We start from the raw sequence: 23,584 nt of genomic DNA on the forward strand, positions 1-23,584 counted from the left end.
TGTTTTTTATAGCCTGGGTAACAAAGCAGGAAGTTTAATTACGCCGACTTTTTCAATGTTGCTCATCGATGACTCCTTGAGATTTTTATTGAGATTCAAATAGCAGAAAATCACGTAACTATTTGACAGGACTGATTTTATAGGCGCGATCAAGCGGTCGAGAAGAACGGAAAAAGCGATCACCTTCGGTTTTTCCGCCCACACCGCTCGTCGCCAAGGCGCAACGTCCGCTTTGACATCACCAGGTCTTTGGGAGAATATTTATACATCGTATGCGATCTAATCGATTACGATAACAAGCCATCACAACACTGCCGTTTGGAGATCCAGCCATGAACACCGGAAGCAGCCGCACCCTGTTGAGCAACACCCATCACGCTTCCCGTGGCCACAACGGCAACAACTGGATCACGGCTTCATGAAGCTGATCCAGCTACGAGCGTTCTGCTCAGTGGTCGACAGGGGCAGCTTTCGTTCCGCGGCGCGAGAACTGGACGTTGCCCAAAGCACGCTGACAGAGTCGGTTCAAAGTCTGGAAAGAGAGCTCGGGGTCACCTTGTTGATGCGCTCCAATCAAGGCATCAGCCTGACCCTGGCCGGCAAGGTTTTCCTGACCCGGGCACGCTCGATCATTCTCGATTGCGATCGCGCGGTACAAGACGTCCGCCAGTGGAATGGAACGCCTGAGGGCCAGATCGCCTTGGGTGTCACAGCGGAACCCATGGCTGCGTGCTTGATGCCGGTCTTCAGCAGTTTTACCCACCGTTTTCCTAACGTGCAGCTGCACGTCGCCAGCGGAAAGACCCGTATGCTGATCGAGATGATTCGCGCTGGCCGGCTCGACTTTGTGATGGGTCCACTGAGTCCCGACGTCTGCGATATAGACCTGAACATCGAGCGGCTCTACAGCTCGAAAACCAGCGTCATTGCGCGTAAGGGCCATCCCTTGGCGAGTGCTCGATCAGTGCGCGATTTGGCCGATTGCCAGTGGATCAGCGTCCGGCCGGCGGGAGTCGTCGGCAGCGCGGAGAACCATCTGATCGAGCGGTTCAAAGCCCACGGCTTACCGCCACCGAAGATCGCGATCACGACCGAATCGCTGCTGGAACTCCTGCACATCATTTCCGAGACGGATTACCTGACCCTGGAGCCCGGCATGCTTCCCGGCATGAAGCTGTTTTCCTCATCGCTTATAAGCATTTCGATTCCGGAGCTGTTGGCGTCGTGTGAGGTGTGTCTGATCAGCCGCCGGGTGTCACCCTTCACCCAAGTCACGCAGGAACTGACCAGCATGCTGATTTCGTACTCGCGCTTGCGTCACCGAGCCAAAGGGTGAGCCGCTTTTCTTATTTACTTTGACGCATGACGAGGATCGTCACGGCTATCAATGTACTCAAGCCCCAAGGGACCTGTTCCATAAACCTGAGAGATGTACTCCCCCGACCTGGCCCAATGAAAATGCGGAGTATTGGCCGGGAGCACCACTACACTGCCCGGGCCATAAGCGACCAGTTTGTCCGGATCAAACACAGAACCGAAGCCGATATAAAACACACCGGACACTACGGTGTAGATACGGTCTTCAGGATGGGTATGGGGCATTAATTTCGTGCCGTTCGGCACTTTGACTCGCACAACGTAGGGGCCTGGCTTGGCAGGATCACCGACCAGGACAGCCAGTTTTACTTCTTTCGGAAACGCCGCAAAACTACGCCACTCCACGTCTTCGTTATACAAAGCGCCGGTTTTACCCAGCGGTAAGGGTTGTGCTTGGACAACCGATATTGCTGCACCCACGACAAGAAGCGTTGTCAGGCAAGCAGTTTTCATCATGCTCTGAATCATGAGAGGCACCCTGAGAAAAAATGTCCTGTCTAATGTAGTTGTCGCCCCCTGTTGTGATAATGCCGCCGATGCGCATTTCAGTTGATACGCTATGTAATCAGTTCAATAACCGGGTCGAGCCATGGCCCCGGTCGCAAGAATTTGAAATGCACGGCATTGCTCGACAGAATGGCGCCCCGATTCGGCCAACGTGCCGAACGCTCGTGGTGAAAGGGGTTGCGGTTGAACGAACAGACATTGTCCATGCGTTTGGAACGCGTGGCGGCGCATGTACCCGCCGGTGCACGCCTGGCCGATATCGGCTCGGATCACGGCTACCTGCCGGTGGCGTTGATTCGCCGGGGCGCCATCGCGTCGGCCGTGGCCGGCGAAGTGGCGTTGACGCCGTTCCACTCGGCCGAACGCACCGTGCGCGAAAGCGGCCTGGACCCGCACATCACCGTGCGCCTGGCCAATGGCCTTGCGGCCATCGGGCCGGAAGACCGGATCACCGCGATCAGCATCTGCGGCATGGGCGGCGAGACGATCCGCGACATCCTCGACAGCGGCAAGGCGCATCTGAACGGCCAGGAACGCCTGATCCTGCAGCCCAACGGCGGCGAGCAGCCCCTGCGCCAATGGCTGATGGCCAACGGCTACCGCATCCTCTGCGAGGAACTGCTGCGGGAAAACCGCTTCTTCTATGAAATCATTGTCGCCGAGTGCGCCGGACCGGTGATATACACCGCCGAGGAACTGTACTTCGGCCCGCTGCAGATGCAGGCACGCAGCCCGGCGTTCCTGGTCAAGTGGCAGCGCATACTGCGCCACAAGCAGCAAACCCTGACCCACTTCGCCCGAGCGCGGCAGGCTGTGCCCGAGGAAAAGGTGCAGGACGTCGCCCGGCAGGCCCGATGGATCACCGAACTGCTGGCGTGAAAACGGGTTTAGGGATTGTACGAACAGTCGCCGAGCGTCGATCAGGCAAGGCATTATTCAAGAATTTCAAGCTGAGCGAAAAACATGAATCGTCAGAAAAAAATAAAGCAGTTGTTAAAGGCCCACGCCAAAAAGGCCAGTGCCAAATTGGCACCGCAAAGCAAGTCTAAATACATCAGTAAAGCCGACCGATTGAAACTGGCGGCTGAATCCAGTGACGGCTCAATCGTTGTCGCTGAGAGCTGATTGATGTGTCGTAAGTACCACCGGGCCGTCCCCGATCATTACAAATCTGTCGAGAACAAGACTGCAAATTTCCGACGACGGCCCAGTCGCGTTAAAGCCACAAACTTTTAGTACCGGTATTACTCATGCCAACGGCACTGTCAGGGTCATCATGTTCGCCTGTAGCAAAAGCTGCCCCCTCAATGTGATAGACCGTCGGTTCTTCCGAAAAATATTCCTGTAAGCCCATCATGAACACCCGATGGTCTTCACTCTCTTCGAAGCCTGGCGTGTGATCCTCGAGTGAAGCCCAGCGCACGATCAGGTTGAATAGCTGCGGGGTTTCGATGCCTTGCGCGAGCAAGTGGCCGCCGTAACCCTTTGCGCGGGTGAGCAAAGGAGCGACCTCGGCAAATGCACACCTGAACTGTTCAATGCGTTCTTTGTGGACGGGGAGCAAAGCGATCTCATAAATCATGGCGTTCCTCTAATATGACTTAAGCGGTTAAAAGTACGCACTTACGAGATGAGCGATGGCTCGACTGCAATCGCGATTTTTCCTTGAATGCCGTTGTTGGGACCCTCCAACCGGGCATGTGCAAGCGCAATGTCGGCAAGCGAATAGACGGCACCAACATGTGGCCGCAGCTGACCGCGCTCTATCAATGCGCTCAACTCATCCAGCTTGCCGCGGTTCTGTCTTGTGAACACGAAGTGATAACTGGCGTTCTTGCCCCAGGCCTGAACGACGTTTTGTGGCTGTGCAATGTCCACAATCGAGACAACGCGGCCAAGTTGTGCGAGCACGTCGGGGCTGCGCGACAGTGTGTTGCCGCCGATGGTGTCGAACACGACATCGACTCCGCGGCCACCCGTTTCCCGGATGATGGCGTCGACGTAATCGTCCTTTTCGTAGTCGATGATCACGTCGGCACCCAAACTTCGAGCAAACTCAACGTTTGCTTCGCGCACGGTCGTGAACACTCTTGCTCCCATGGCTTTTGCCATTTGGATCGCCACATGACCGACGCCTCCCGCGCCGCCATGTATCAGAATGCTTTCCCCCACTCTGAGCGACGCACGCACGATCAGTGCTTCCCACGCGGTACCGCCAACCAAGGTCAGGCTTGCCGCCTCAAGATGGCTTAACGAGGCAGGCTTCTTCCCGATAATGTTTTCGGCCGCAACGTGGTACTCGGCATAACTTCCTGGCCCGTCGAATATTTGTGGGGTGTACCAGACTTCATCTCCCGGAGCGAAGGACGTCACACCCGGCCCGACTGCTTCGACAACGCCCGATACGTCGTGCCCGGTAATGGCCGGCAGTTGTACCAGGTCGGGATAATCGCCACGTCGAACCTGGTAATCCAACGGATTGATGGAGGTTGCGTGTACCCGCACCAGGACTTGTCCCGCACGCGGCACTGGCTTGGGCACCTCGCGAAGTTCGAACGATTCCGGGCCGCCAAAAGATTTAAGTATCAGCGCTTTCATTTTTGATCCTCGTTTCGATAAAAAGGGATATCGGGATTTCTCGATATCTTATGGTAAAAAAATAACAGTTCTTTCTCTACGGCGAGAATCCTCACCGATGCTGCGGGTACTCGGACGTGACTCGCCCCGTGTGCTATGTCATTGCAAATCCTCATTTCGTTAAAAAGGGATATCGGGATTTTTCGATATCACGTGGCAAAAAATTACAGCTCTTTCCCTATGATCTCCGCTAGAACACGGATGGTTGCTTCATTTCGCTTGTAATAGGTCCACTGACCGATGCGCGTGACGTCGACCAAGCCCACCCGTTGCAGAGTTGCAAGATAATCAGAAACCGTTGACTGCGACAGCCCGACGCCTTCTTGAATACTGCTGACGCAGACTCCCACCGTATGAACGTCCCCTTCATCCTGCGGAGGGAAGTTCTTGGCTGGGTCCTTCAAACCTTTCAGGATTTCAAGGCGCGTACGGTTCGAGAGAGCTTTGAATATTTCGAGTAATTCCATGCCGCGATGATATCGGCATTTCCCGATATGTCAATGTGCGAATGCAGTCTGGATGACAGACGGTTGGCCGCGTTGGGTTGATGGCCGCGCCTGAAGGCCGTCAGCGTCCAGACGTTGAAAGCGAGCGCCTGCATGTTTAACGCCGTTGTTTAACGACACTCCGCGTTACCTCCCAAAGGCTACAAATCCTTGCGCCGTTGCCTACGGTTACGCCAGAATCCGCCGGCTTGTGCGTCTATGGACCGGGCTTTATCGTTTCCCTGTCGCTGAAAAACAGCGATCGGGTTTGGTAGCCCGTTGTCCGCATGACGCATAGCTTCACTTTATGCAAATGCCTTTTTGGCATTCGTTTTATGGTGGCCATGCGCAGGGCGCCCTCGGGCGCGCCGGATTTTCCATGTGGGCCGGTCTACCAACCTTCGTATGGCCGCCACCCTTCGTTTGGTAGCGAGGGTGATGGCTCCAATAATCCATATGGAGTTTCATCAATGTTCAAGATCACACCCAACCCACCGGACACCGATCCGGCCTCCCCCTACGAAACCCTCGACTCAAGAAAACTGCACGAAGCCGCCGAACGCGCGCTCGATTTCTACCTCAATCCGGCGGCGCTCATGAACACTCCACGCAAACCCAGCACCATTTTCATGATTGCACCGGATGTCGACGACGAAACCTTGCTGGTTCAAGCATGTGAGTCGATGGCGTCGGCCAGTGTCATGGCCAGCGATATCGCGGGGTTGGTGGAGGGCTCCCACCGCAACACCTTGCTGGCGCTTCAGCAGGTCATCATGCTCGGGGAATTGGCGGTGAATCGGATGCTGGATAACCTCGTTCCACCGACGTAATCACTGAACCCGGCACAGTGAAGGCATTGCACCTTCACTATGCCGGTGCTGAACGCTGTGCCGACAACCATTCACTTTCTCTCAGAGGCAGGTTCATGACTTCCAACCTGGCAGTCTCGAAACTATCAGGTCCGTGGTGTGGCGATGCTCCCACAGGACTAACGCAGCGTTGCAGGGAGGCATGGGATACACCTCTCGCAAAATTGAATGATCTTATGGTCGCCACTTTTTTGAATCAGGGCATCGCTGTGACACCCATGCTTGCCGAGGCAAAGCGACGCCTGGAAGCACAGAAACGAGATGACACCGAGTATTTCGACGGCCAGCTTCTCGAAGCTATACAACGCGTGGAATCTGGCCAGTGATTCATACCTGCGGGTTATAGCGGTTGGCATGCAGGGTTGCTTCGGGTCGATAGCGGCACTTCATGACAGGCAGTTCTCGGCCAGAAGCAGCCGGTCGCGAAGGGCTGGCCCAAAGCCAAGCAGCAAACTGGACAGGTACATTTGCCCTGATCGCCAGCTTACGTAAAGCAAGGTAGTGGAGATTATCCATTGATTTTCGCGTTAATTAGCCGCTCCCTTTACCGCCTTGCTGCCGGAAGTAAGCTCCAACCAAACATGCAGTCAGAAACAGGAGAAACTCTTAACTGGACGACATTGTAGATGAACATACCCGCGCCCTGCCCGCGTTCTTCGCTTCGTAGAGTTGCTTGTCCGCAGCTTCTATCAAAGCCTCGAATCCTAGTTCGCCAGTGGGCGTCAATGTTGCGACGCCTAGAGAGATTGTCAGCACGCGATCGACATCAGAAGCAGAATGTTCGATGCCCAATATCCGAACACGTTCCTGCATTCTTTCTGCAATCTCGACCGCACCAGAAAGAACTGTATTGGGCAGAACGCAGGCGAACTCTTCGCCACCATACCGAGCGACCAGGTCATAGGGCCGTCTAACCGTTTCAGATAACGTTTGGGCAACGGATTTCAAACAGTCATCTCCAGCCTGGTGTCCGTACCGGTCGTTGTAGCGTTTGAAATAGTCGACATCCACCAAAATGAGCGATAGCGGCTTTTGCTCTCGAAAGCACTGACGCCAATCCGCCAATATGTCCTCATTAAATTTGCGTCGATTGGCCACCCCGGTAAGACCATCTATCAACGCCATGGAACGCAGCAGATCGCTCTGTAGTTTCAGGGTTAGATGTGTTCGCACACGTGCTCTGACAATGGTGGTATTGATGGGTTTGGTGATGAAGTCCACCGCGCCAAGCTCCAGACCCAGCACCTCATCTGACTCCTGCTGCTGTGCGGTAATGAAGATGATGGGGATGCCTTGGGTCATAGGGTCAACCTTGAGTCGACGGCATACTTCATGCCCATCCATACCATTCATGACCACGTCCAGCAGAATCAAATCGGGCAGTTGGGCCTGGCATACGCTGATTGCCTGCTCACCGCTGGTGGCCATGAACACATCACAGTCCTCACGAAATAGCTCATGAAGTACCCGGATATTAGTCGGTTGGTCGTCGACAATAAGGAGTTTGGGACGGTTAAAGGAATGTGATAACCACGTTTCCATCGATTGTTCCATCAGGCAGATCTCAACAGGTCACGACCAATCGGCATCGCAGCGGAAAAGTCTAGCGACTGCACCTTGGCAACAAGTTCGTCGAACTGTGGGCGCAGGGATTGCGGCGTTTTTGACGCCAATGCGTCTGCCAGCTCTATGGCTTGAAGGTTCCCCGCTTCCAACAACAGCAAAACCTCCTCCAGGGACTCTCTCCATTGCGCCGGTGCCATGGAATCTTCGTCAGTACTGCTTTTTGCACGCGGGCCCTGACCAAAATCGACATTCATTTGCTCCAGGCTTTGTTGCAGCAACTTGCTTAATTCGTCAAACCATGTTGGGTCTACAAAGATGCTAGCTACAGACGCTGCATCTCCGTGTCTTAGTGTGTGTTCCAGGTTGCCGGCCAGGAGCGACACCGCCTTGGCACCCATAGTGCCGCTGCTACCTTTAATGGTATGGAGTACAAACGCGGCCCCTGATGCATCTTGCCGCTGGATCTGATCGCGCAACTGGACAAGCTGTTTTTCCATCTCTGGGCCAAAGGTGCGTAGCACCTTGCGGATCAAATCGAGGTCACCCCCAAAGCGGTCAATAGTTGATGCACGAGACTCTATAACGCCTTCTCCTGTATTGACTTGCCCCAAGGTTAAAGATGCCTGGCTATCTTCACGGCCTGATTGAAAGAGCAGCGTTACGACGAGTTGTTCCAGGTCTATGGGTTTGCCAACATGATCATTCATCCCCGCAGCAAGACAGGCTTCACGGTCGGTATTGGAGACATTTGCGGTCATCGCCACAATCGGCAGTGTTGCAAAGCGTGGGTTCGATCTAATGCAACGAGTCGCCTCCAAGCCATCAATATCTGGCATCTGGATATCCATTAGTACGACGTCGAAGGACACACGCTCATTCATCACCTTGCTCACACCTTCCAGCCCGCCTTCAGCCAGTGTCACCTTCGCACCTTCCCTTGTCAGTAACTCATCGGCTACCTGGCGATTGAGCATGTTGTCTTCCACCACCAATAGCCGTAGCCCGGCCAGACGCTGCGGCCTGTCAAACGTTGATCGAGGTACGAGGGACTGCGGCAAGTTTTTGCCCTCGAGCGCTCGCTGAACAGCGTCGGCTAGCTGCTTGGGAGTGACCGGTTTGGTGAGAAAACCCACGAAGGGGGCGTCTCCCGCCTGGTGGGCGTCGGCCAATACTTCGCGGCCGTAAGCAGTGATCATAATGACCATCGGAGGTGGCACACCGTTACCCTGCTGATGGATCAACTGCGCAGCGCTCAGCCCATCCATATCGGACATCCGCCAGTCCATCAGTACCACGTCGTAGGCTTCGCCTCTCGCCTTGGCGTTTTTCACCCATTCCACTGCTTGCGTGCCACCGCTCACGAGGTCGGCCTGCCACCCTAATGCATGAACGGTTCGCGACAGCAATTCACCCGACATGGCGTTGTCGTCAACGATCAGAATCCGTAAGGACACATCGACTCCAGTACAGGCAGATCTCAGCAGTGACGTCGGCGCTACATCCAGAGTTATATCGAACCAGAAACGACTCCCGACACCTTGCTTGCTCTCCACTTGAAGTTCACCACCCATCAAGGTGACCAACCTTTTGCAGATCACCAGGCCCAGACCTGTACCACCAAAACGCCGGGAAGTTGAAGCCTCGGCCTGAGTGAAACCTTCAAAAATGCGCTGAAGTTGTTCCGGGCTGATACCGATGCCAGTGTCAGAAACGGCGATGCGCAAGCTCACAGCATTTTCCGTGCGCCTCAGTTGTTCAACGCTGACCACGACTTGGCCTTCCAAGGTGAACTTGAGGGCATTACCCGCCAGGTTGATCAGTACCTGTTGCAGTCGCAGGCTATCGCCGATCAGGTCGTTGGGTAAATTGGAGTCCAGGTCGAACATGACCTCAACCTCCTTATCGCCCTGGTTACCTGTCAGCACAACGGCGAGGTCACGCATGAGCGGTTCAAGCTCGAACGGGTGCACATCGAGTTGCAGCTTGCCCGCCTCAATCTTGGAATAATCGAGAATGTCATTGAGCAAGCCCAGCAGTGATTTCGCAGCGGTCTGCGCTTTGGTCACATAATCGAGTTGGCGACCATTCAGGTCAGTGTTCTGCACCAACTGCAACATACCCAACACGGCGTTCATCGGTGTGCGTATTTCATGACTCATGTTGGCCAGGAAGGCAGACTTGGCCGCACTCCCTGCATCGGCCTGTTCCTTGGCGTGAAGCAGATGTGACTCTAGCTCGCGTTGGACAGTGATGTCCCGATTGATCCCGGTCACACGCAATGCCGCACCGTTCGGGCTGCGTTCAATCTGCGCGCCGGCCTGTATAAAGCGAATCTGACCGTCCGGGCGAACGACACGAAAAATCGTGTCATACACATCAGTCCCCTCGACGGCGGCATTCAGTTTTGCAGCCGCTGCAACGACATCCTCAGGGTGAACACGTGAGTACCAGTGCATATAGCTCAGACCCGTATTGCGCAACGTCAGTGGCTGCCCGTAGAACTCGAACATACGGTCATTCCACTGCAAGTTATTGTCCGCCAACGTCCAAGACCAGACGCCCAATTCGGCCACTTCAGCAGCCATCACCAGTTGATCGTGCACCGCCATCAGTTCGCTGCGTTGTTCCAGTGTCGTCTTCAGGCTCGCAGCCAGTTCCTTTTCAGCTGCTTTACGTTCGGTAATGTCTACCGCAATACCCAGGTAACCGCTCAATACCCCATCGGTATCGCGCATGGAGGTGACCACTAGCGTGACAGGAAACCGCGAGCCATCCTTGTGTGCGTAAGTCCACTCTCGGATTTCTGCGCCTTCAAGCTCAGGTTTATGGGTAAGCACACGGAAACCGTCGATAGTCTGAGCGTACTCCTCGCTCAGCTCAACGCCACGTGCAGCGACTTCCTCTGGGACATGGAAGAGCGCCGGGGTGTCTTTGCCTACTAACTCTTCGGCGTCATAACCCAACAAGTGCTCGGCACCTTTGTTGAACACACGGATAACGCCATCGAGATCCGTCGCAATGATCGAAACCTCAGTAGCCGAGCGTAGCACCGTGTCCAACAACAGATTGAGATGCCGCAACTCGGATGTTCGTTGCGCAACCTGCTCTTCCAGGCTGGAGTTGAGTTCAAGAATTCGAGCCTCTGCCACTTTTTTCGCCGAGATATCCCTTAACGTCTTGGACGCCCCAATGACGCGACCACCCTCGCCATAAATGGGGGAGATGCTGACGGAGACATCGATCAGTCGCCTGTCTTTGTGATGGCGTTGCGTATCAAAGCTGCCGATACGCTCACCCGCCCTGATGCGCGCAAGGATACGAGCTTCCTCTGTGACAAGCTCCAGAGGAACAATCAAATTGGCCAGTGTCTGGCCCACGGCCTCCTCGGCGGTAAAACCAAAAAGGTGCTCGGCGCCTTTGTTCCAGTTGGTGACGACGCCATCGAGGTTTTTTCCAATAATGCCATCGCCCGAGCTTTCAACGATGGAAGCCAGCCTTGCCTGCTCGACAAATATCTGCCGCCGACGTTGACGGCTGACACTCACGACACTCGCCAAGGTAGCTAGAAGAAGCGTGAGAAAACCACCGAAAAACAGCACAACTTTTGGTGAAACCTGATGCAGGCGCTGGATGAACAGCGAATTTGCGTCGAGTTCGATTTGCCACCGCCTTCCGTATACCTCGCGCTCCAGCTGATGGGTCATCAGCGTTTCACGGCGAGCCGAGTCGTCGGTGCTTTCATAAAACAGCTTCTCTTGTCCTGGGACGGTGATATCCCTTAATCGCAAATGTACCGTCTCATTTTCTATGCGCAGGCCTTTAAGTACCTCCTCGGTCTGCAACACAACATAGCTCCAGCCAAAAGCAGCTGCCTCTCGTTCAGCAGCGGTCACCGGAGTGACTTCACCGCGAAAGATGGGCATCAATACCAGGAAAGACTGCTGCGGTTTTCCCATGGCCTGTACTAACGTGATGGGCCCAGTGATCCGTGCCGCACCGCTTTGTATCGAGGATTGTGCCGCCTCTCGCCGCGATGTTTCTGACGCTATGTCCAAGCCAATGGCAGCCCGGTTACCTTCAGCCGGTTCGACATACTGAATAACGTAGCGCTCGCCTGAGTGCGCTGAGAATTGATGGATGGAGAAGTCAGCAGCGCCGTCGGCTCGAGCGTGCTTGAGAAACTCGCTTTCATCGCGCTCCGGTACACGCCTGATAAAACCAAAAGCACTGGCGCCGGGGAACTCGAAAGCGAGGTCACGGGTTCTGTGATATCGGAGAAACACTTCACTGCTAATGCCATACTCGCCCGCTGTGAGCACAGCGCCACGAGCGCCTCGCAAACCGTATTGGTAAAGATTGAGGCGCGTTAAAACCAACTCTGCGGCGTCTTCGGTTGCCGCTGCAATCGCTTCTTGCGCCTGCTCTTCGTTGTTACGTTCAAGGATCCAGCCACCCAGAAAGCTTGCCCCTAATCCCACGGCCAGAGTGATAGCTACTCCCCAGTTCAATGCAAAAAACCTATGCTTTCTCACCCGCATTGTCCCATCGCAGAAGGCCTTAAAGCCTTCAAGATTAAAGTTCGAACCCAGTTGGGGAACGCGAGATATCCAACCTGCAAGACCCCAATAAGCTAGTTCAGGCCGGCCAATCGTTTAAGCCTTTCAATGTCTGCTTCGGGTTCGCCGTTGTTCACGGCGGCGGCAAGGCGCATCACCACTTGTTCGCGGCGGACTTGCATGGGCGGCAAGGCATAGATAGCACCTACCAGTTCACGTAGAACCATTGGTAGCCTCCAGCTTGCTTTCAAGCGAACGGCAAAAGGCGCTGCAAAATCACGAACAGCGTGCGCGAGCGTTTCTTCGGCCACGCTGTTGCCCCGGTTCTCCCATTTCTGAGTTTGGTACAGCACACAGAGTTCGCCCATGCGGTGCAGAAGGGCGGCACTTTGCAGCGGAGCGGGATCCAGACCACATTGTTGAGCCAGAAGAACAGCCCTTTCAGCTAAACGCTCGGCATCATCCAGATGAGCCTGGATGAAAGTCTTCAGCATGCCGTCAGGTTGAGTATTGGTCTGTCGCAGGGCCTGGCTAATCGCCAGATTCACGCTGGTAAGTCCTCCCAGCCGCGCCAGGGCACCGTTCAAATTCGTGCATGGCTGCCCGAGCCCGAGATATGCGGCACCGTTGGAGGCGGCGATCAAGTGGGCACATAGCGCCGGGTCATACTGCCAATCATTGGCGAGTTCTCTTAAATCCATTGGCGCCCCGCCATAGCCGAGCCGAAGTTTGTCTTTGACCGAGGCCAGTAAAGGTAAGTCCAACTCACCCGCAGACAAACCACTCAGATAGCTGATCAGGTCTTCAGTGTTGATAGTGGTGGCTCGTGGGGGCTCATCAAGCGGAAGGAGCGTATCCAGGCATTGTACGACGCGCGAAACCTGAAATGGCTTGGTGAAAAAAGCGCTGATTCTCAGCGATTTTACCGCCAGCACACTGTCTCGATCAGCGCGGCCGGTGATCATGATCAGCGGCGTGTCTTGATCTTTTTCGCGAATTTTCTGCAACAGGTTGACGCCGGGGGCATCCGGTAGATTCCAGTCGGCCATCACCAACTGATAGGTGCCTGGCTGCCAAGCGTCTAAAGCACTAGCGACATCGATAAAGCAATCGACCTGAGCAACCGGACGGATGCTCAACACGAGCTGTTTTAAAAGATCGGATATCCAGGGGTCATCATCCAGAATCATCACTCGCATTCGATAATCCTCACTGGATTGACACGTAACTTAGCAACGCCTTGGTGACTGACTGTCAGCCAACAGCAAACATAGACGTCGTTGAGATCAAGGGGTGAGGTTGTAACCGAGCGATTTTGGGTAAATCACGGCAATTTCCCTTTGGCGGATGGTTAGATGGCATCCTTGAACGGTTGAATCTATTCCTGACCCGCGAACTATACAAGCAAGCAAACAGCTCTCAGGTAGTCAGGATAGCGGGGGTTAGTGCATGAAACGCCGCCATAGCGGAATTGCTTGAGTGATTCCGTCCTGCTGCTCGCTGCCCTAGGCACCCAAAAATGCGCTAACCCCTCTGACTCACGGATCCAAGCAGTCTTGGCTAACGGCTCGAGCGTTTCGGCTGGTTTTACGCCAACATTTATGGACTGTCCTGGCATCTTCCAAGGGAAACACGTCCCGAATGGCTGCAACGGGTCGATATAGGCCCACCACCGACATAACCACTGAACCCGGCGTAGCGAAGGCATTGCACCTTCGCCACGCCGGCGCTGAACGCTGCGATGTCAGCTCATCCAGTTCCCACCGTCGACATTGTAGGTCTGAGCCACCACATATTCGCTCTCGGGCGATGCGAGGAAAATCGCCATGCCCGTCAGGTCGTCAGCGGTGCCCATCCGCCCAAAGGGCACTTCCTGACCCACGAGTTTTTTCTTCTCACCCAATGGCCGATTTTCATAGCGGGCGAACATTGCATCGACACCGTCCCAATGTTCGCCATCGACGACGCCGGGCGCAATGGCGTTTACGTTGATCCCATGCTTGATAAGGTCCAGGCCTGCGGATTGGGTAAGGCTGATCACGGCCGCTTTGGTCGCGCAATACACACCCACGAGGGCCTCCCCTCTTCGTCCCGCCTGGCTGGCCATGTTGATGATCTTGCCGCCGTGGCCCTGACCGATCATCTGACGCGCCGCTGCCTGCAGGGTAAAAAGCGTTCCTGCGACATTGATCGAGAACAGACGCTCGAAGCTGTCGCGGGTGATCTCGACGATGGGCGCAAGGTCGAACAGTGCGGCGTTGTTGATCAAAATATCGAGTTTGCCTGTCTGCGCGATGACAGCGGCAATGGCCGCATCGATGGACGTCTGGCGGGTAACGTCCATCTCGACAGCGTATGCGTTAGGCCCCAGCTCGGTGGCCGTGGCGTGGGCGCGTTCCAGGTTGATGTCCGCGATAGCGACCGTCGCCCCCTCACGAATGTAAGCCTGAGCAAAAGACCGCCCGATGCCTCGGGCCGATCCGGTGATGAGCGCGCTTTTACCTTCTAGTCGTTTCATTGAGGGTTCATCCGTTTTCTGAAATTCGGTTCGCCCAATCATGGGCATGGTTGGCGTAGCGGTCAGGCAGCGCGACGTATCAGGGGAGCCAATGCTTTGCCGTGCTCGTCGAACAAGTGGCAATGCAGCACGTCCAGCGCCACCCGGCGCGACTCGCCATAAGCGACCTCGCAGTCGCCATTCACCCGGACTGTGAGCGCTTCACCAGACGTCGCGACGACGTGGCAGAACGTGTCGCTGCCCAGGCGTTCGGTGACGTCGGTGGTGATCGGCAATTGCCCTTGTTCATCCAGACGCAGGTGTTCGGGACGGATACCGACGGTGACTGCGCTGCCCACCATCAAGGTGCTTGCGTCACGGGGGATGAGCAGACGTCGACCGGAGGCCAGCTCGACCTCGACACCCTGATGACTACTGGAAGTCACGGTGGCATTGAGAAAACCCATTTTCGGCGTGCCCAAAAATCCTGCGACGAACAGGTTGGCCGGTTGGTGATACAGGTCCAGTGGCGAGCCGATCTGCTCGATCCGGCCACCGTTCAGCACCACCACTTTGGTGGCGAGTGTCATGGCTTCAACCTGATCGTGAGTCACGTAGATCATCGTCGCTTGCAGCTCTTTGTGCAGGCGCGACAGCTCCAGGCGCATCTGCACCCGCAGGGCGGCGTCGAGGTTGGACAGCGGTTCGTCGAACAGGAAGATTTTCGGGTTGCGCACGATGGCGCGTCCGATGGCTACGCGCTGACGCTGGCCGCCGGACAACTGTTTCGGTTTACGTTCGAGCATCGGTCCCAGCTCAAGGATGCGTGCCGCTTCGCCGACTTTTTTCTCGACTTCGGCTTTCGGCACACCGGCCAGGTCGAGGGCGAACGACATGTTTTTGCGCACGCTCATGTGCGGGTACAAGGCGTAAGTCTGGAACACCATCGCCAGGTCACGCTTGGCCGGGCTGACTTCGGTGATGTCGCGGCCATCGAGTTCGATGGTGCCGCCGCTGACTTCTTCCAGCCCGGCGATCAGGCGCAGCAAGGTGGATTTGCCGCAGCCCGACGGGCCGACGAAGACCACGAATTCCTTGTCGTTCACTTCCAGGTCGATGCCCTTGATGATGGAAAAGCCTTCGAAGCCTTTTTGCAGATTCTTGATTTTCAGGTTGGCCATGGTGGCGCTCCTTTGTGCTTATTCTTTGAGGGCTATTTCACGGCGCCAAACGACAGGCCGCGGACCAGTTGTTTCTGGCTGATCCAGCCGAAGATCAGGATCGGTGCGCAGGCCAGCGTCGAGACCGCCGACAACTTGGCCCAGAACAACCCTTCGGGGCTGGAATACGAGGCGATCAGCGCGGTCAGCGGCGCGGCTTTCGACGAGGTCAGGTTCAGCGACCAGAACGCCTCGTTCCAGCACAGGATCAGTGACAGCAGCACCGTGGACGCCAGTCCGCCCTTGGCGATCGGCAGCAGCACCCGGACCATTTCCTGCCACAGGGTCGCGCCGTCCAGGCGTGCGGCTTCGAGGATGTCTTTGGGGATGTCCTTGAAGTAGGTGTAAATCATCCAGACCACGATCGGCAGGTTGATCAGCGTGTAGATCACGATCAGCGCAATCCGTGTGTCCAACAGACCGAAACTCTTGGCCAGCAGGTAGATCGGCATCAATACGCCCACCGGCGGCAGCATCTTGGTCGAGAGCATCCACAGCAGCGTGCCTTTGGTGCGCTGGGTTTCGTAGAAAGCCATCGAGTACGCCGCCGGCACCGCGATCAGCAGGCTCAGGGCCGTGGCGTTGAAGGAAATCACCACCGAGTTCCAGGCGAAGCTGAAGTAATCGCTGCGCTCGTTGATGTGCAGGTAGTTCTCCAAAGTCGGCGTGAAGATGAACTGCGGCGGCGTGGCGAAGGCGTCGATTTCGGTCTTGAAACTGGTCAGCACCATCCAGAAGATCGGGAAGAAGATCAGGATCGCGATGGCCCAGGCCAGGGTGCCGAGCAGCAGGCTTTGCAGGCGGCGGGATTGTTGAAGGGTCATGGCGCAGGCCTCAGGTCTTGTCGGTCAGGTTTTTGCCGATCATGCGCACCAGCACGATGGCCGCGATGTTGGCGATCACCACCGCGATCAAGCCGCCGGCGGACGCCATGCCGACGTCGAACTGCACCAGCGCCTGGTTGTAGATCAGGTACGCGAGGTTGGTCGAGGCATAGCCGGGGCCGCCGTTGGTGGTGGTGAAGATTTCGGCGAACACCGAGAGCAGGAAGATGGTTTCGATCATCACCACCACCGCAATCGGCCGGGCCAGGTGCGGCAGGGTCAGGTGCCAGAAAATCGCGATCGGCCCGGCGCCGTCGAGGCGTGCGGCTTCCTTCTGTTCCTGGTCGAGAGACTGCATGGCGGTCATCAGGATCAGGATCGCGAACGGCAGCCATTGCCAGGACACGATGATGATGATCGACAGCAGCGGGTAATGCGCCAGCCAGTCCACCGGCTGCGCGCCGAACAGTTTCCAGACGTAGGCCAGAATCCCCGACACCGGGTGGAAAATCAGGTTCTTCCAGATCAGCGCCCCGACCGTGGGCATGATGAAAAACGGCGAGATCAGCATCACCCGCACGATACCGCGGCCGAGGAATTCACTGGCTTCCAGCAGTGCACTGATCAGCACACCCAGGACCACGCTGATCAGCAACACGCTGCCGACCAGCAACAGGGTGTTGGTGGCGCCCGGCATGAACCCCGAGTCGGTCAGGAAATAGGTGAAGTTCTCCAGCCCGACGAACTCGTTTTCACCGGGGTAGAGCAGGTTGTAGCGGATCATCGAAAAGTAAACGGTCATGCCCAGCGGCACGATCATCCACAGCAGCAACAACGCCACCGAGGGGCTGACCAGAAACCAGCCGGGATTGGCCAACCGGCTTTTACGCACCGGTTGGGGGATGTCCATGTGAGCTTTGGCAGTTGAAATATTCATGGCATTTAACCGATTAGGACAGACAGACGAAGATCAAAATGTGGGAGCGGGCTTTTGTGGCGAGGGGTTATTTGGGATAGCCGGCGCGCTTCATCTCGCGTTCGGTGGAGGTCTGTGCGGCAGCGAGTGCTTGATCGACCGACATCTGCCCGGTCAGCGCAGCGGAAAACAGTTTGCCCACGGAAGTGCCTATCGCCTGGAACTCGGGAATGGTGACGTACTGGATGCCGACGTATGGAACCGGCTTGATCGAGGGGTGTGCAGGGTCGGCGTGCTGCATCATCTGCAAGGTCACCTGCGCAAAAGGCGCCGCTTGTAGATAAGCCTCGTTGTACGTGGATTGACGCGTGCCTGGCGGAACATTGGCAATGCCGTCTTTTTCAGCGACCAGTTGAATGTATTCTTTCGACGTGGCCCACGTGATGAACGCCTTGGCAGTCTCTTTATGCTTGGAGGTGGCCGGTATCGCCAACGACCACGCGTACAGCCACGACGAACCCTTGTCGGTCACCTCCGTCGGTGCCGGGGCAAAGCCCACGCTGTCGACGACTTTGCTCTGCTCCTTGTCCGTCGTGAAAGATCCCGCGACGCTGGCATCCACCCAGATCGCGCACTTGCCGCTGTTGAACAATGCGAGGGTCTCGTTGAAGCCATTGCTCGACACACCGGGCGGCCCATACTTTTTCAGGGTATCGACGTAAAAGTGCGCCGCTGCCGTCCACTCCGGGCTGGCAAGTTCAGGCTGCCACTTTTCATCGAACCAGCGAGCACCGAAGGCATTAGCCATGGTGCTCAACAACGCGATGTTCTCGCCCCACCCTGCTTTCCCCCGCAGGCACATGCCGTACTGACCTTTATCAGGTTCGTGCAGCCTGGAGGCAAACTCGCCGAGCTGCGTCCAGGTCGGATGCTCCGGCATGGTCAACCCGGCACCCTTGAACAGGTCGGTGCGGTAATAAGTGATCGTGCTTTCACCGTAGAAAGGCAAGGCGTAGAGCGTGTTGTCGACCGACAAGCCCTGGCGTACCGAGGGAAAGATGTCTTCCAGGTCGTACGCCGGCGGCAGTGCCGTGATCGGCTCAAGCCAATGCTTGGCGCCCCACAGCGGCGTTTCATAGGTACCAATCGTCAGCACGTCGAATTGCCCACCCTGAGTCGCAATATCGGTGGTCAGGCGCTGACGCAGGACATTTTCTTCCAGCACCACCCAATTGAGTTTCACATCAGGGTGCTGCTGTTCAAAAATCTTGGAGAGCCGCTGCATCCGGATCATGTCGCCATTGTTCACAGTGGCGATGGTGACCGTTTCGGCAGCATGACTGACAAGGGCAAAGGACAGGCCGGCGGAAAGGAAAAGCGCTTTCGGGATGTTCATCGTAGTGCTCTCCGCTCCGCGCCTTGGACGACGGGAGCTATTATTTTTGTTGTTAACCATCGCTGGGCAAATACAACTGCGCAGCCAGGGTGGACGGCTTGATTACAACAGCTTGGAAAACCCCGGACAAACGCACAGAGGACGGCAAACCGATACTTTTTTAACCCCGCTTGAAAAACAGCCCAACGATCAAAAAAGTATCAGTGCCAGGCAATCCCTGAGCTAGCAAGCGCCGGGCATGAAGGCGTATGTTGCTCGCATACGAACAACAAATAACAAAGAAAGAGACCTGCCATGCCTGATAGCCGAGCAGCGCTGTTTGAACAGCGACCCGCCGAACTGGAGGTCATCCTTCCCGAGCCCGATCATTGTTTTCGCTGGTATGAACACGACTACCCCTACTCCCTGGCTCGCTGGAACCACCACCCGGAATTCGAGATCCACCTGATCCGCCAAGGCAGCGGCAAGCTGGTGGCGGGCGATTACATCGGCGCATTCGGCGCCGGTCATGTGGCGCTGATCGGCCCTGACCTGCCCCATGACTGGATAGGCGACCTGGCGCCCGGTGAGTTCCTGGCGGGACGCGATGTCGTGCTGCAATTCGACGGCGCGGCGATACTGGCCTTGCGTGGGACGATGCCCGAACTCGGCGAGCTTCAACACCTGTTTGAACGAGCACGCCGTGGCTTGGAGTTCACCGGCGCAACAGCTATGCAGGCGGCGCAGCTGCTGGAAGACATTGGCCCTGCTCAAGGGCTCGAACGCCTGATTCTGTTTCTTCAATTGATCAATGCACTGATGAAAGCGCCCACACAGGACGTCCATTTGCTCGCCAGCGCCTGCTACGCGCCAACCCTGGACGCCCGCGCCTCCGAGCGCATCCACAAGGCCTTTGACTACCTGTTGACTGAGCTCACAGGCGACATTCGCCTTTCGGTGATTGCCCAGCGCCTGGCCATGAGCGAGCCCGGTTTTTCGCGCTTCTTCAAGCGAGTCACCGGCCACGGTTTCATCGACCTGATGCGCAAGCTCAGGGTTCAACGTGCCTGCCGGCTGCTGTTGCAAACCGAGATGTCAGTGGCGGACATCTGTTTTGAAGTGGGCTATGAAAACCTGTCCAACTTCAACCGGCACTTCCGTATCGAAATGGACCAGACCCCGAGTGAATACCGTCGGGGTACGGCGATGACCCTGTTCAATCGCAACGGTCCCCACCCTTCCCTGCCGTTCACCAACGCTCATTGAGTCAGCAATAACAAATAAGAGGAAATGACGATGGTATTGCCTCGCGCAGTCGTATTTGGCGAAGCCCTGACCGACCTTGTCCAGGGCCTTCCCGGGCAGTGGACAGGTTATCCGGGCGGTGCGCCGTGGAACGTCGCCCGAGCGCTGAGTCGCCTGGGCATCAGCACCGCGTTCGCAGGCTCGGTGAGCACGGATTCACTGGGCGATGAAATCGTCCGGCAATCGGCTGCGGCAGGTCTGGATATGCGGTTCCTGCAACGGGCAGACCGCGATCCGCTGGTGGCCATCGTCCCGTCGAGCCGCCCACCACGGTACTTTTTTGCCGGCGACGCCGATCTGTTCTTCGATGCACAGCAGTTGCCGGACAGCTGGATGGTCCACGCTGAAATCTGCCATTTCAGCTGCATCAGCCTGGCCCGCCAACCGCTGGCAGACCAGTTAGTCAACTTGGCCACGCGAGCGAAAGAGGCAGGAAAACGGATCAGCTTCGATCCGAACTGGCGCAACTTGATGGACAGCCACTACCGCGCGCAGACCTTCCCGACGATGACCGCCCTCGCCGACCTGATCAAGCTGTCGGACGAAGACCTTCGGCACCTCTATCCAGGGCTCACCGAAAGCCAGGCCATGGATGAGCTGCGCGCGCTTAACCCGCACGCGCAAATCCTGTTCACCCGCGGTGAACACGGCATGGTGTTGCACACCCCGGACACTGTTTACGAGCAACCCGCGATTGCGGTGGACGTCGCGGATACGGTGGGGGCAGGCGACGCTTGCATGGCCGGTTGGCTGGCAGCGGACTTGCTGGGCATGGCCGATCCGAGGGAGCGCCTGCAGTTTTCAGCCGCCTGCGCGTCGATATCCTGCCGCCATGCCGGTGCCTATGCGCCTGCGCTGGACGAGGTGAAGCGTTTACTCAACACCTCAGTTTGACGCTCTGACAGAGTTGGCGGAGGCATTGCGCTTTCGCTTCCACCCCGATCAAGTCGCCGGTTGATGACTGGTCCCCGACGCGTCGGCATGTGTGGATCCCTGTCTATAAAACTCATTTTGCAGTGGCCGTCTTGAACTTGGTCCAGGTGCGCATCCGCGCGCGCATGTCGGATTGGGGAATGTCCTTGCCTGGAATCAACCGCGCATAAGTCGCTTCATCGAGGTAGATGTCCGGGTTGTTGCGCATCGTCGCATCGACGTCCTGGCGAGCGATATTCTTCGGCCAACGCCAAATGCTTATGGCTTTGTTCGATGCAGAAATACGGCGTGGCAAACAGCTCCTGCAACAGGATGACCTGGGCGCCTTTTGCCGCCGCCTCACGGACCAACTGCTCGGCCTGATCGAGGTTCTTCGGCAAGTCCCAGGTGCACGGCATCTGGGTGGTGGCAATCGTCAGTAAAGTCATGGCATCACCCCTGCACTGGCCAGGCGGGCTGCTGCTGGGTGATGCAATGCACCCCGCCGCCGCCATTGGCCAGGTGGTTGATCCGCACCAGCACTACCTCGCGTCCCGGGAACGCTTGAGCCAATACTTCAGCCGCCGCGTTGTCGGCGTCGATTCCATAGGCCGGCATGATGATTGCGCCGTTAGCGATGTAGAAATTGGTGTAGGAAGCGCAGAACACTTCGGCCTCGGTGTCCACCGCATCAGTGGCTTCATAGAGCTCGATCAGCTCGAACTTGCGACCTTGGGCATCGGTGGCCAGTTCCAGCGCGCGGCGGTTCTCGCGGGCCACTTCGGCATACACCGAGTGCTTGTCGTGGGTGGCATCCACCAGCAACACGCCGGGGCGTGCAAATGCGCAGACGCCATCGACATGGCCATCCGTCATGTCGCCGGTCACGTAATCCGGATCGCCCGGCAGCCAGATGGTTTTCTTCACGCCCAGCAGACGCGTGAAGATCTCCTCCATTTCGGCCTTGTTCATCCCCGGATTGCGGTTGGGATTGAGCAACACCGACTCGGTGGTGATCAGCGTGCCCTCGCCGTCCACATGAATCGCGCCGCCTTCGTTGCTCAGGGGTGTGCCAAAGCACGGCAAGCCAAGGTGATTGAGTGCGCGGCGTGCCAGGCCTTCATCCAGATCGTGGGCCGACTTGCCGCCCCACGCGTTGAAGCGCCAGCTCACCCCGGCCAGGCCTTGTTGCGGGTGGCAGACGAAGCTTGGGCCGGAGTCACGGCACCAACTGTCGTTCACCGCCAATTCGATCAGCTCGATGTTGGGTCCGCACAGCGCTTGGGCGCTCGCCACGGCCGACGGATCGACCACCATGGTCACCGGTTCGAAACGGGCGATGGCGTTGGCCACCCCGGCAAAATCCTTCTGCACTTGCGCCAGGGTAACGCGCCAACCCGACTCCCAGAGTGCCTGGTTGTGCGGCCAGACCATCCAGGTCGCGGCGTGTTTCACCCATTCTGCCGGCATCCACCAGCCACTGTTTTGAAGTTCGTTCTGCTGCATGACAAGCACCCTTGAGTTAAGTCATTGTGTTCAATGAAAACTGCCTTCGCGGTCTTGGCATGCATGCTACGGCCGTAAAACAAGGCCAACAAACGATGGATTTTGTAGAAAAGTGATTAGAGGAACTTATCAATATGCTCAAGCACTGGCCCCCGCTCAGCACCCTTCGCGGCTTTGAAGCCGCTGCCCGCCTCGGCAGTTTTCACAAGGCTGCCGACGAGTTGCACCTGACCCAATCGGCGATCAGCCAGCAGATCCGCACGCTTGAGGCGTACCTTGAGCAGCCGTTGTTTTTTCGCAGCGGACGCAGTGTCAGCCTGACCGATGCCGGTCACGATTTGCTCAGCACCACCCAGGCGTTATTGCAGCAACTGGCGGTCGGCATTCGTCGCCTCGGGCAATATCAGAAACCCAATCAACTGGTGCTCAACACCACGCCGACGTTCGCTCGTCATTGGTTGTTGCCACGCCTGGGGGATTTTCGCCGGCAGCATCCGGAGGTCGATCTGTGGATTTTCAGCACCGATGAAGTCCCGGATATGACCACCCAGACCATCGACCTCGCGGTGCGCGACGACATCAGCTCCCAGGCCGAGTGCAGCTTCAAGGTGCTGCACGCCGACCGCCTCTACCCGGCTTGTCACCCGAACCTGTTGGCGGTGCCTGTCGAGCAGCGCACCACCCTTCACGGCGAGCGGGAAATGGACTGGAGTCACTGGGCCGTGGAGGCTGGCATTGATGTCGGACAGAAAGATCAGGGGCTGAATTTCTCCGACCCCGGCCTGCTGCTGGACGCGGCGTGCGCGGGGCTTGGTATTGCGCTGGTCAGCCAACTATTGAGTCGGCCAGCGCGCGATAGCGGACTGTTGCAACCGTTGGTGGAAGACACCATTCGCGGTCCGAACTGGGCCCTGCTGACTCACCGTGACAGCGAGAACAATCCGTTGGCACGAAGTTTCGTCGAATGGCTGCTGAGTAACCTGGAGGCAGCGAACCAGACGGCGTCCGCACTTGCGACATAAATGGGTGCGC

The 23,584-nt window shown here is 56.9% G+C and carries 21 protein-coding genes and 2 pseudogenes; 8 read left to right on the top strand and 15 right to left on the bottom strand.

What is annotated here, in order from left to right; all coding sequences use genetic code 11:
* Positions 1 to 418 precede the first annotated feature (418 nt).
* Complete coding sequence (locus tag DJ564_RS19655) at positions 419 to 1,336, top strand: LysR substrate-binding domain-containing protein (RefSeq protein WP_109632575.1); 918 nt, start codon at positions 419 to 421, stop codon at positions 1,334 to 1,336.
* A gap of 14 nt (positions 1,337 to 1,350) precedes the next feature.
* Here the strand turns inward: DJ564_RS19655 and DJ564_RS19660 are convergent, their stop codons facing one another.
* On the bottom strand, positions 1,351 to 1,845 hold the full coding sequence (locus tag DJ564_RS19660; RefSeq protein WP_109632577.1) for a cupin domain-containing protein: 495 nt from the start codon (positions 1,843 to 1,845) through the stop codon (positions 1,351 to 1,353).
* Positions 1,846 to 2,067: 222 nt separating this feature from the next.
* Between DJ564_RS19660 and DJ564_RS19665 the strand changes: the two genes are divergently transcribed.
* On the top strand, positions 2,068 to 2,763 hold the full coding sequence (locus tag DJ564_RS19665; protein WP_109632579.1) for a tRNA (adenine(22)-N(1))-methyltransferase TrmK: 696 nt from the start codon (positions 2,068 to 2,070) through the stop codon (positions 2,761 to 2,763).
* Positions 2,764 to 2,847: 84 nt separating this feature from the next.
* Positions 2,848 to 3,009, top strand: coding sequence for a DUF2986 domain-containing protein (locus tag DJ564_RS19670; RefSeq protein ID WP_109632581.1), 162 nt, complete (start codon positions 2,848 to 2,850; stop codon positions 3,007 to 3,009).
* Positions 3,010 to 3,100: 91 nt separating this feature from the next.
* Here DJ564_RS19670 and DJ564_RS19675 read toward each other — a convergent pair whose 3' ends face one another.
* From DJ564_RS19675 to DJ564_RS19685, 3 genes are all read right to left on the bottom strand, one after another.
* The gene (locus DJ564_RS19675; RefSeq protein ID WP_109632583.1) at positions 3,101 to 3,466 is read right to left on the bottom strand and encodes an antibiotic biosynthesis monooxygenase; all 366 of its coding nucleotides are present in this window, start codon (positions 3,464 to 3,466) and stop codon (positions 3,101 to 3,103) included.
* A gap of 41 nt (positions 3,467 to 3,507) precedes the next feature.
* Positions 3,508 to 4,482: a zinc-dependent alcohol dehydrogenase family protein gene (locus DJ564_RS19680; RefSeq protein ID WP_109632585.1), complete on the bottom strand. Its 975-nt coding sequence runs from the start codon at positions 4,480 to 4,482 to the stop codon at positions 3,508 to 3,510.
* 203 nt (positions 4,483 to 4,685) lie between these two features.
* Entirely contained in the window at positions 4,686 to 4,988 is a 303-nt protein-coding gene (locus tag DJ564_RS19685; protein WP_109632588.1) for a helix-turn-helix transcriptional regulator, read from the bottom strand.
* A 488-nt stretch (positions 4,989 to 5,476) separates the two neighbouring features.
* Between DJ564_RS19685 and DJ564_RS19690 the strand changes: the two genes are divergently transcribed.
* Both DJ564_RS19690 and DJ564_RS32070 read left to right on the top strand, forming a co-directional pair.
* The gene (locus DJ564_RS19690) at positions 5,477 to 5,836 is read left to right on the top strand and encodes a DUF6124 family protein (protein WP_109632589.1); all 360 of its coding nucleotides are present in this window, start codon (positions 5,477 to 5,479) and stop codon (positions 5,834 to 5,836) included.
* 95 nt (positions 5,837 to 5,931) lie between these two features.
* Positions 5,932 to 6,201 (top strand): hypothetical protein, encoded by a 270-nt coding sequence (locus DJ564_RS32070; RefSeq protein WP_162556224.1) that lies wholly within the window; start codon positions 5,932 to 5,934, stop codon positions 6,199 to 6,201.
* A gap of 280 nt (positions 6,202 to 6,481) precedes the next feature.
* Here DJ564_RS32070 and DJ564_RS19695 read toward each other — a convergent pair whose 3' ends face one another.
* The 8 genes from DJ564_RS19695 to DJ564_RS19730 all read right to left on the bottom strand — a co-directional run bounded on the left by DJ564_RS19695 (position 6,482) and on the right by DJ564_RS19730 (position 18,850).
* Positions 6,482 to 7,417, bottom strand: a complete 936-nt coding sequence (locus DJ564_RS19695; RefSeq protein ID WP_256597436.1) for a diguanylate cyclase — start codon at positions 7,415 to 7,417, stop codon at positions 6,482 to 6,484.
* Between the two features lie 11 nt (positions 7,418 to 7,428).
* Positions 7,429 to 11,979 carry a CHASE domain-containing protein gene (locus DJ564_RS19700; protein WP_109632593.1) on the bottom strand — a complete coding sequence of 1,517 codons (4,551 nt, stop codon included), beginning with the start codon at positions 11,977 to 11,979 and terminating at the stop codon, positions 7,429 to 7,431.
* Between the two features lie 92 nt (positions 11,980 to 12,071).
* On the bottom strand, positions 12,072 to 13,196 hold the full coding sequence (locus DJ564_RS19705; RefSeq protein WP_109632595.1) for a response regulator: 1,125 nt from the start codon (positions 13,194 to 13,196) through the stop codon (positions 12,072 to 12,074).
* Between the two features lie 545 nt (positions 13,197 to 13,741).
* The gene (locus DJ564_RS19710) at positions 13,742 to 14,515 is read right to left on the bottom strand and encodes an L-iditol 2-dehydrogenase (protein ID WP_109632596.1); all 774 of its coding nucleotides are present in this window, start codon (positions 14,513 to 14,515) and stop codon (positions 13,742 to 13,744) included.
* A gap of 62 nt (positions 14,516 to 14,577) precedes the next feature.
* Positions 14,578 to 15,675 (bottom strand): ABC transporter ATP-binding protein, encoded by a 1,098-nt coding sequence (locus DJ564_RS19715; RefSeq protein ID WP_109632598.1) that lies wholly within the window; start codon positions 15,673 to 15,675, stop codon positions 14,578 to 14,580.
* A 32-nt stretch (positions 15,676 to 15,707) separates the two neighbouring features.
* Entirely contained in the window at positions 15,708 to 16,538 is an 831-nt protein-coding gene (locus tag DJ564_RS19720; RefSeq protein WP_109631002.1) for a carbohydrate ABC transporter permease, read from the bottom strand.
* 10 nt (positions 16,539 to 16,548) lie between these two features.
* A complete protein-coding gene (locus DJ564_RS19725) occupies positions 16,549 to 17,475 on the bottom strand; it encodes a carbohydrate ABC transporter permease (protein WP_109631004.1) in 927 nt (308 codons plus the stop codon).
* A 67-nt stretch (positions 17,476 to 17,542) separates the two neighbouring features.
* Complete coding sequence (locus DJ564_RS19730) at positions 17,543 to 18,850, bottom strand: sugar ABC transporter substrate-binding protein (RefSeq protein WP_109632600.1); 1,308 nt, start codon at positions 18,848 to 18,850, stop codon at positions 17,543 to 17,545.
* A gap of 294 nt (positions 18,851 to 19,144) precedes the next feature.
* On the opposite strand from DJ564_RS19730, the gene DJ564_RS19735 reads away from it, so the two are divergent.
* On the top strand, positions 19,145 to 20,095 hold the full coding sequence (locus tag DJ564_RS19735) for an AraC family transcriptional regulator (protein WP_109632602.1): 951 nt from the start codon (positions 19,145 to 19,147) through the stop codon (positions 20,093 to 20,095).
* A 30-nt stretch (positions 20,096 to 20,125) separates the two neighbouring features.
* Entirely contained in the window at positions 20,126 to 21,028 is a 903-nt protein-coding gene (locus DJ564_RS19740) for a carbohydrate kinase (RefSeq protein ID WP_109632604.1), read from the top strand.
* 112 nt (positions 21,029 to 21,140) lie between these two features.
* On the opposite strand, the pseudogene DJ564_RS19745 reads toward DJ564_RS19740, so the two are convergent.
* From DJ564_RS19745 to DJ564_RS19755, 3 genes and pseudogenes are all read right to left on the bottom strand, one after another.
* A pseudogene (locus DJ564_RS19745) lies at positions 21,141 to 21,299 on the bottom strand (ABC transporter substrate-binding protein); the annotation flags it as partial.
* Positions 21,298 to 21,495, bottom strand: a pseudogene (locus DJ564_RS19750) (nitrilase-related carbon-nitrogen hydrolase); the annotation flags it as partial. The pseudogenes DJ564_RS19745 and DJ564_RS19750, both read right to left, overlap by 2 nt.
* Before the next feature lie 4 nt (positions 21,496 to 21,499).
* Positions 21,500 to 22,552, bottom strand: coding sequence for an agmatine/peptidylarginine deiminase (locus DJ564_RS19755; protein ID WP_109632606.1), 1,053 nt, complete (start codon positions 22,550 to 22,552; stop codon positions 21,500 to 21,502).
* A 134-nt stretch (positions 22,553 to 22,686) separates the two neighbouring features.
* Between DJ564_RS19755 and DJ564_RS19760 the strand changes: the two genes are divergently transcribed.
* Entirely contained in the window at positions 22,687 to 23,574 is an 888-nt protein-coding gene (locus DJ564_RS19760) for a LysR substrate-binding domain-containing protein (protein ID WP_109632608.1), read from the top strand.
* The last annotated feature ends 10 nt before the right edge of the window (positions 23,575 to 23,584 follow it).

It is taken from the genome of Pseudomonas sp. 31-12 (genome assembly GCF_003151075.1).
Taxonomy (GTDB): Bacteria; Pseudomonadota; Gammaproteobacteria; order Pseudomonadales; family Pseudomonadaceae; genus Aquipseudomonas.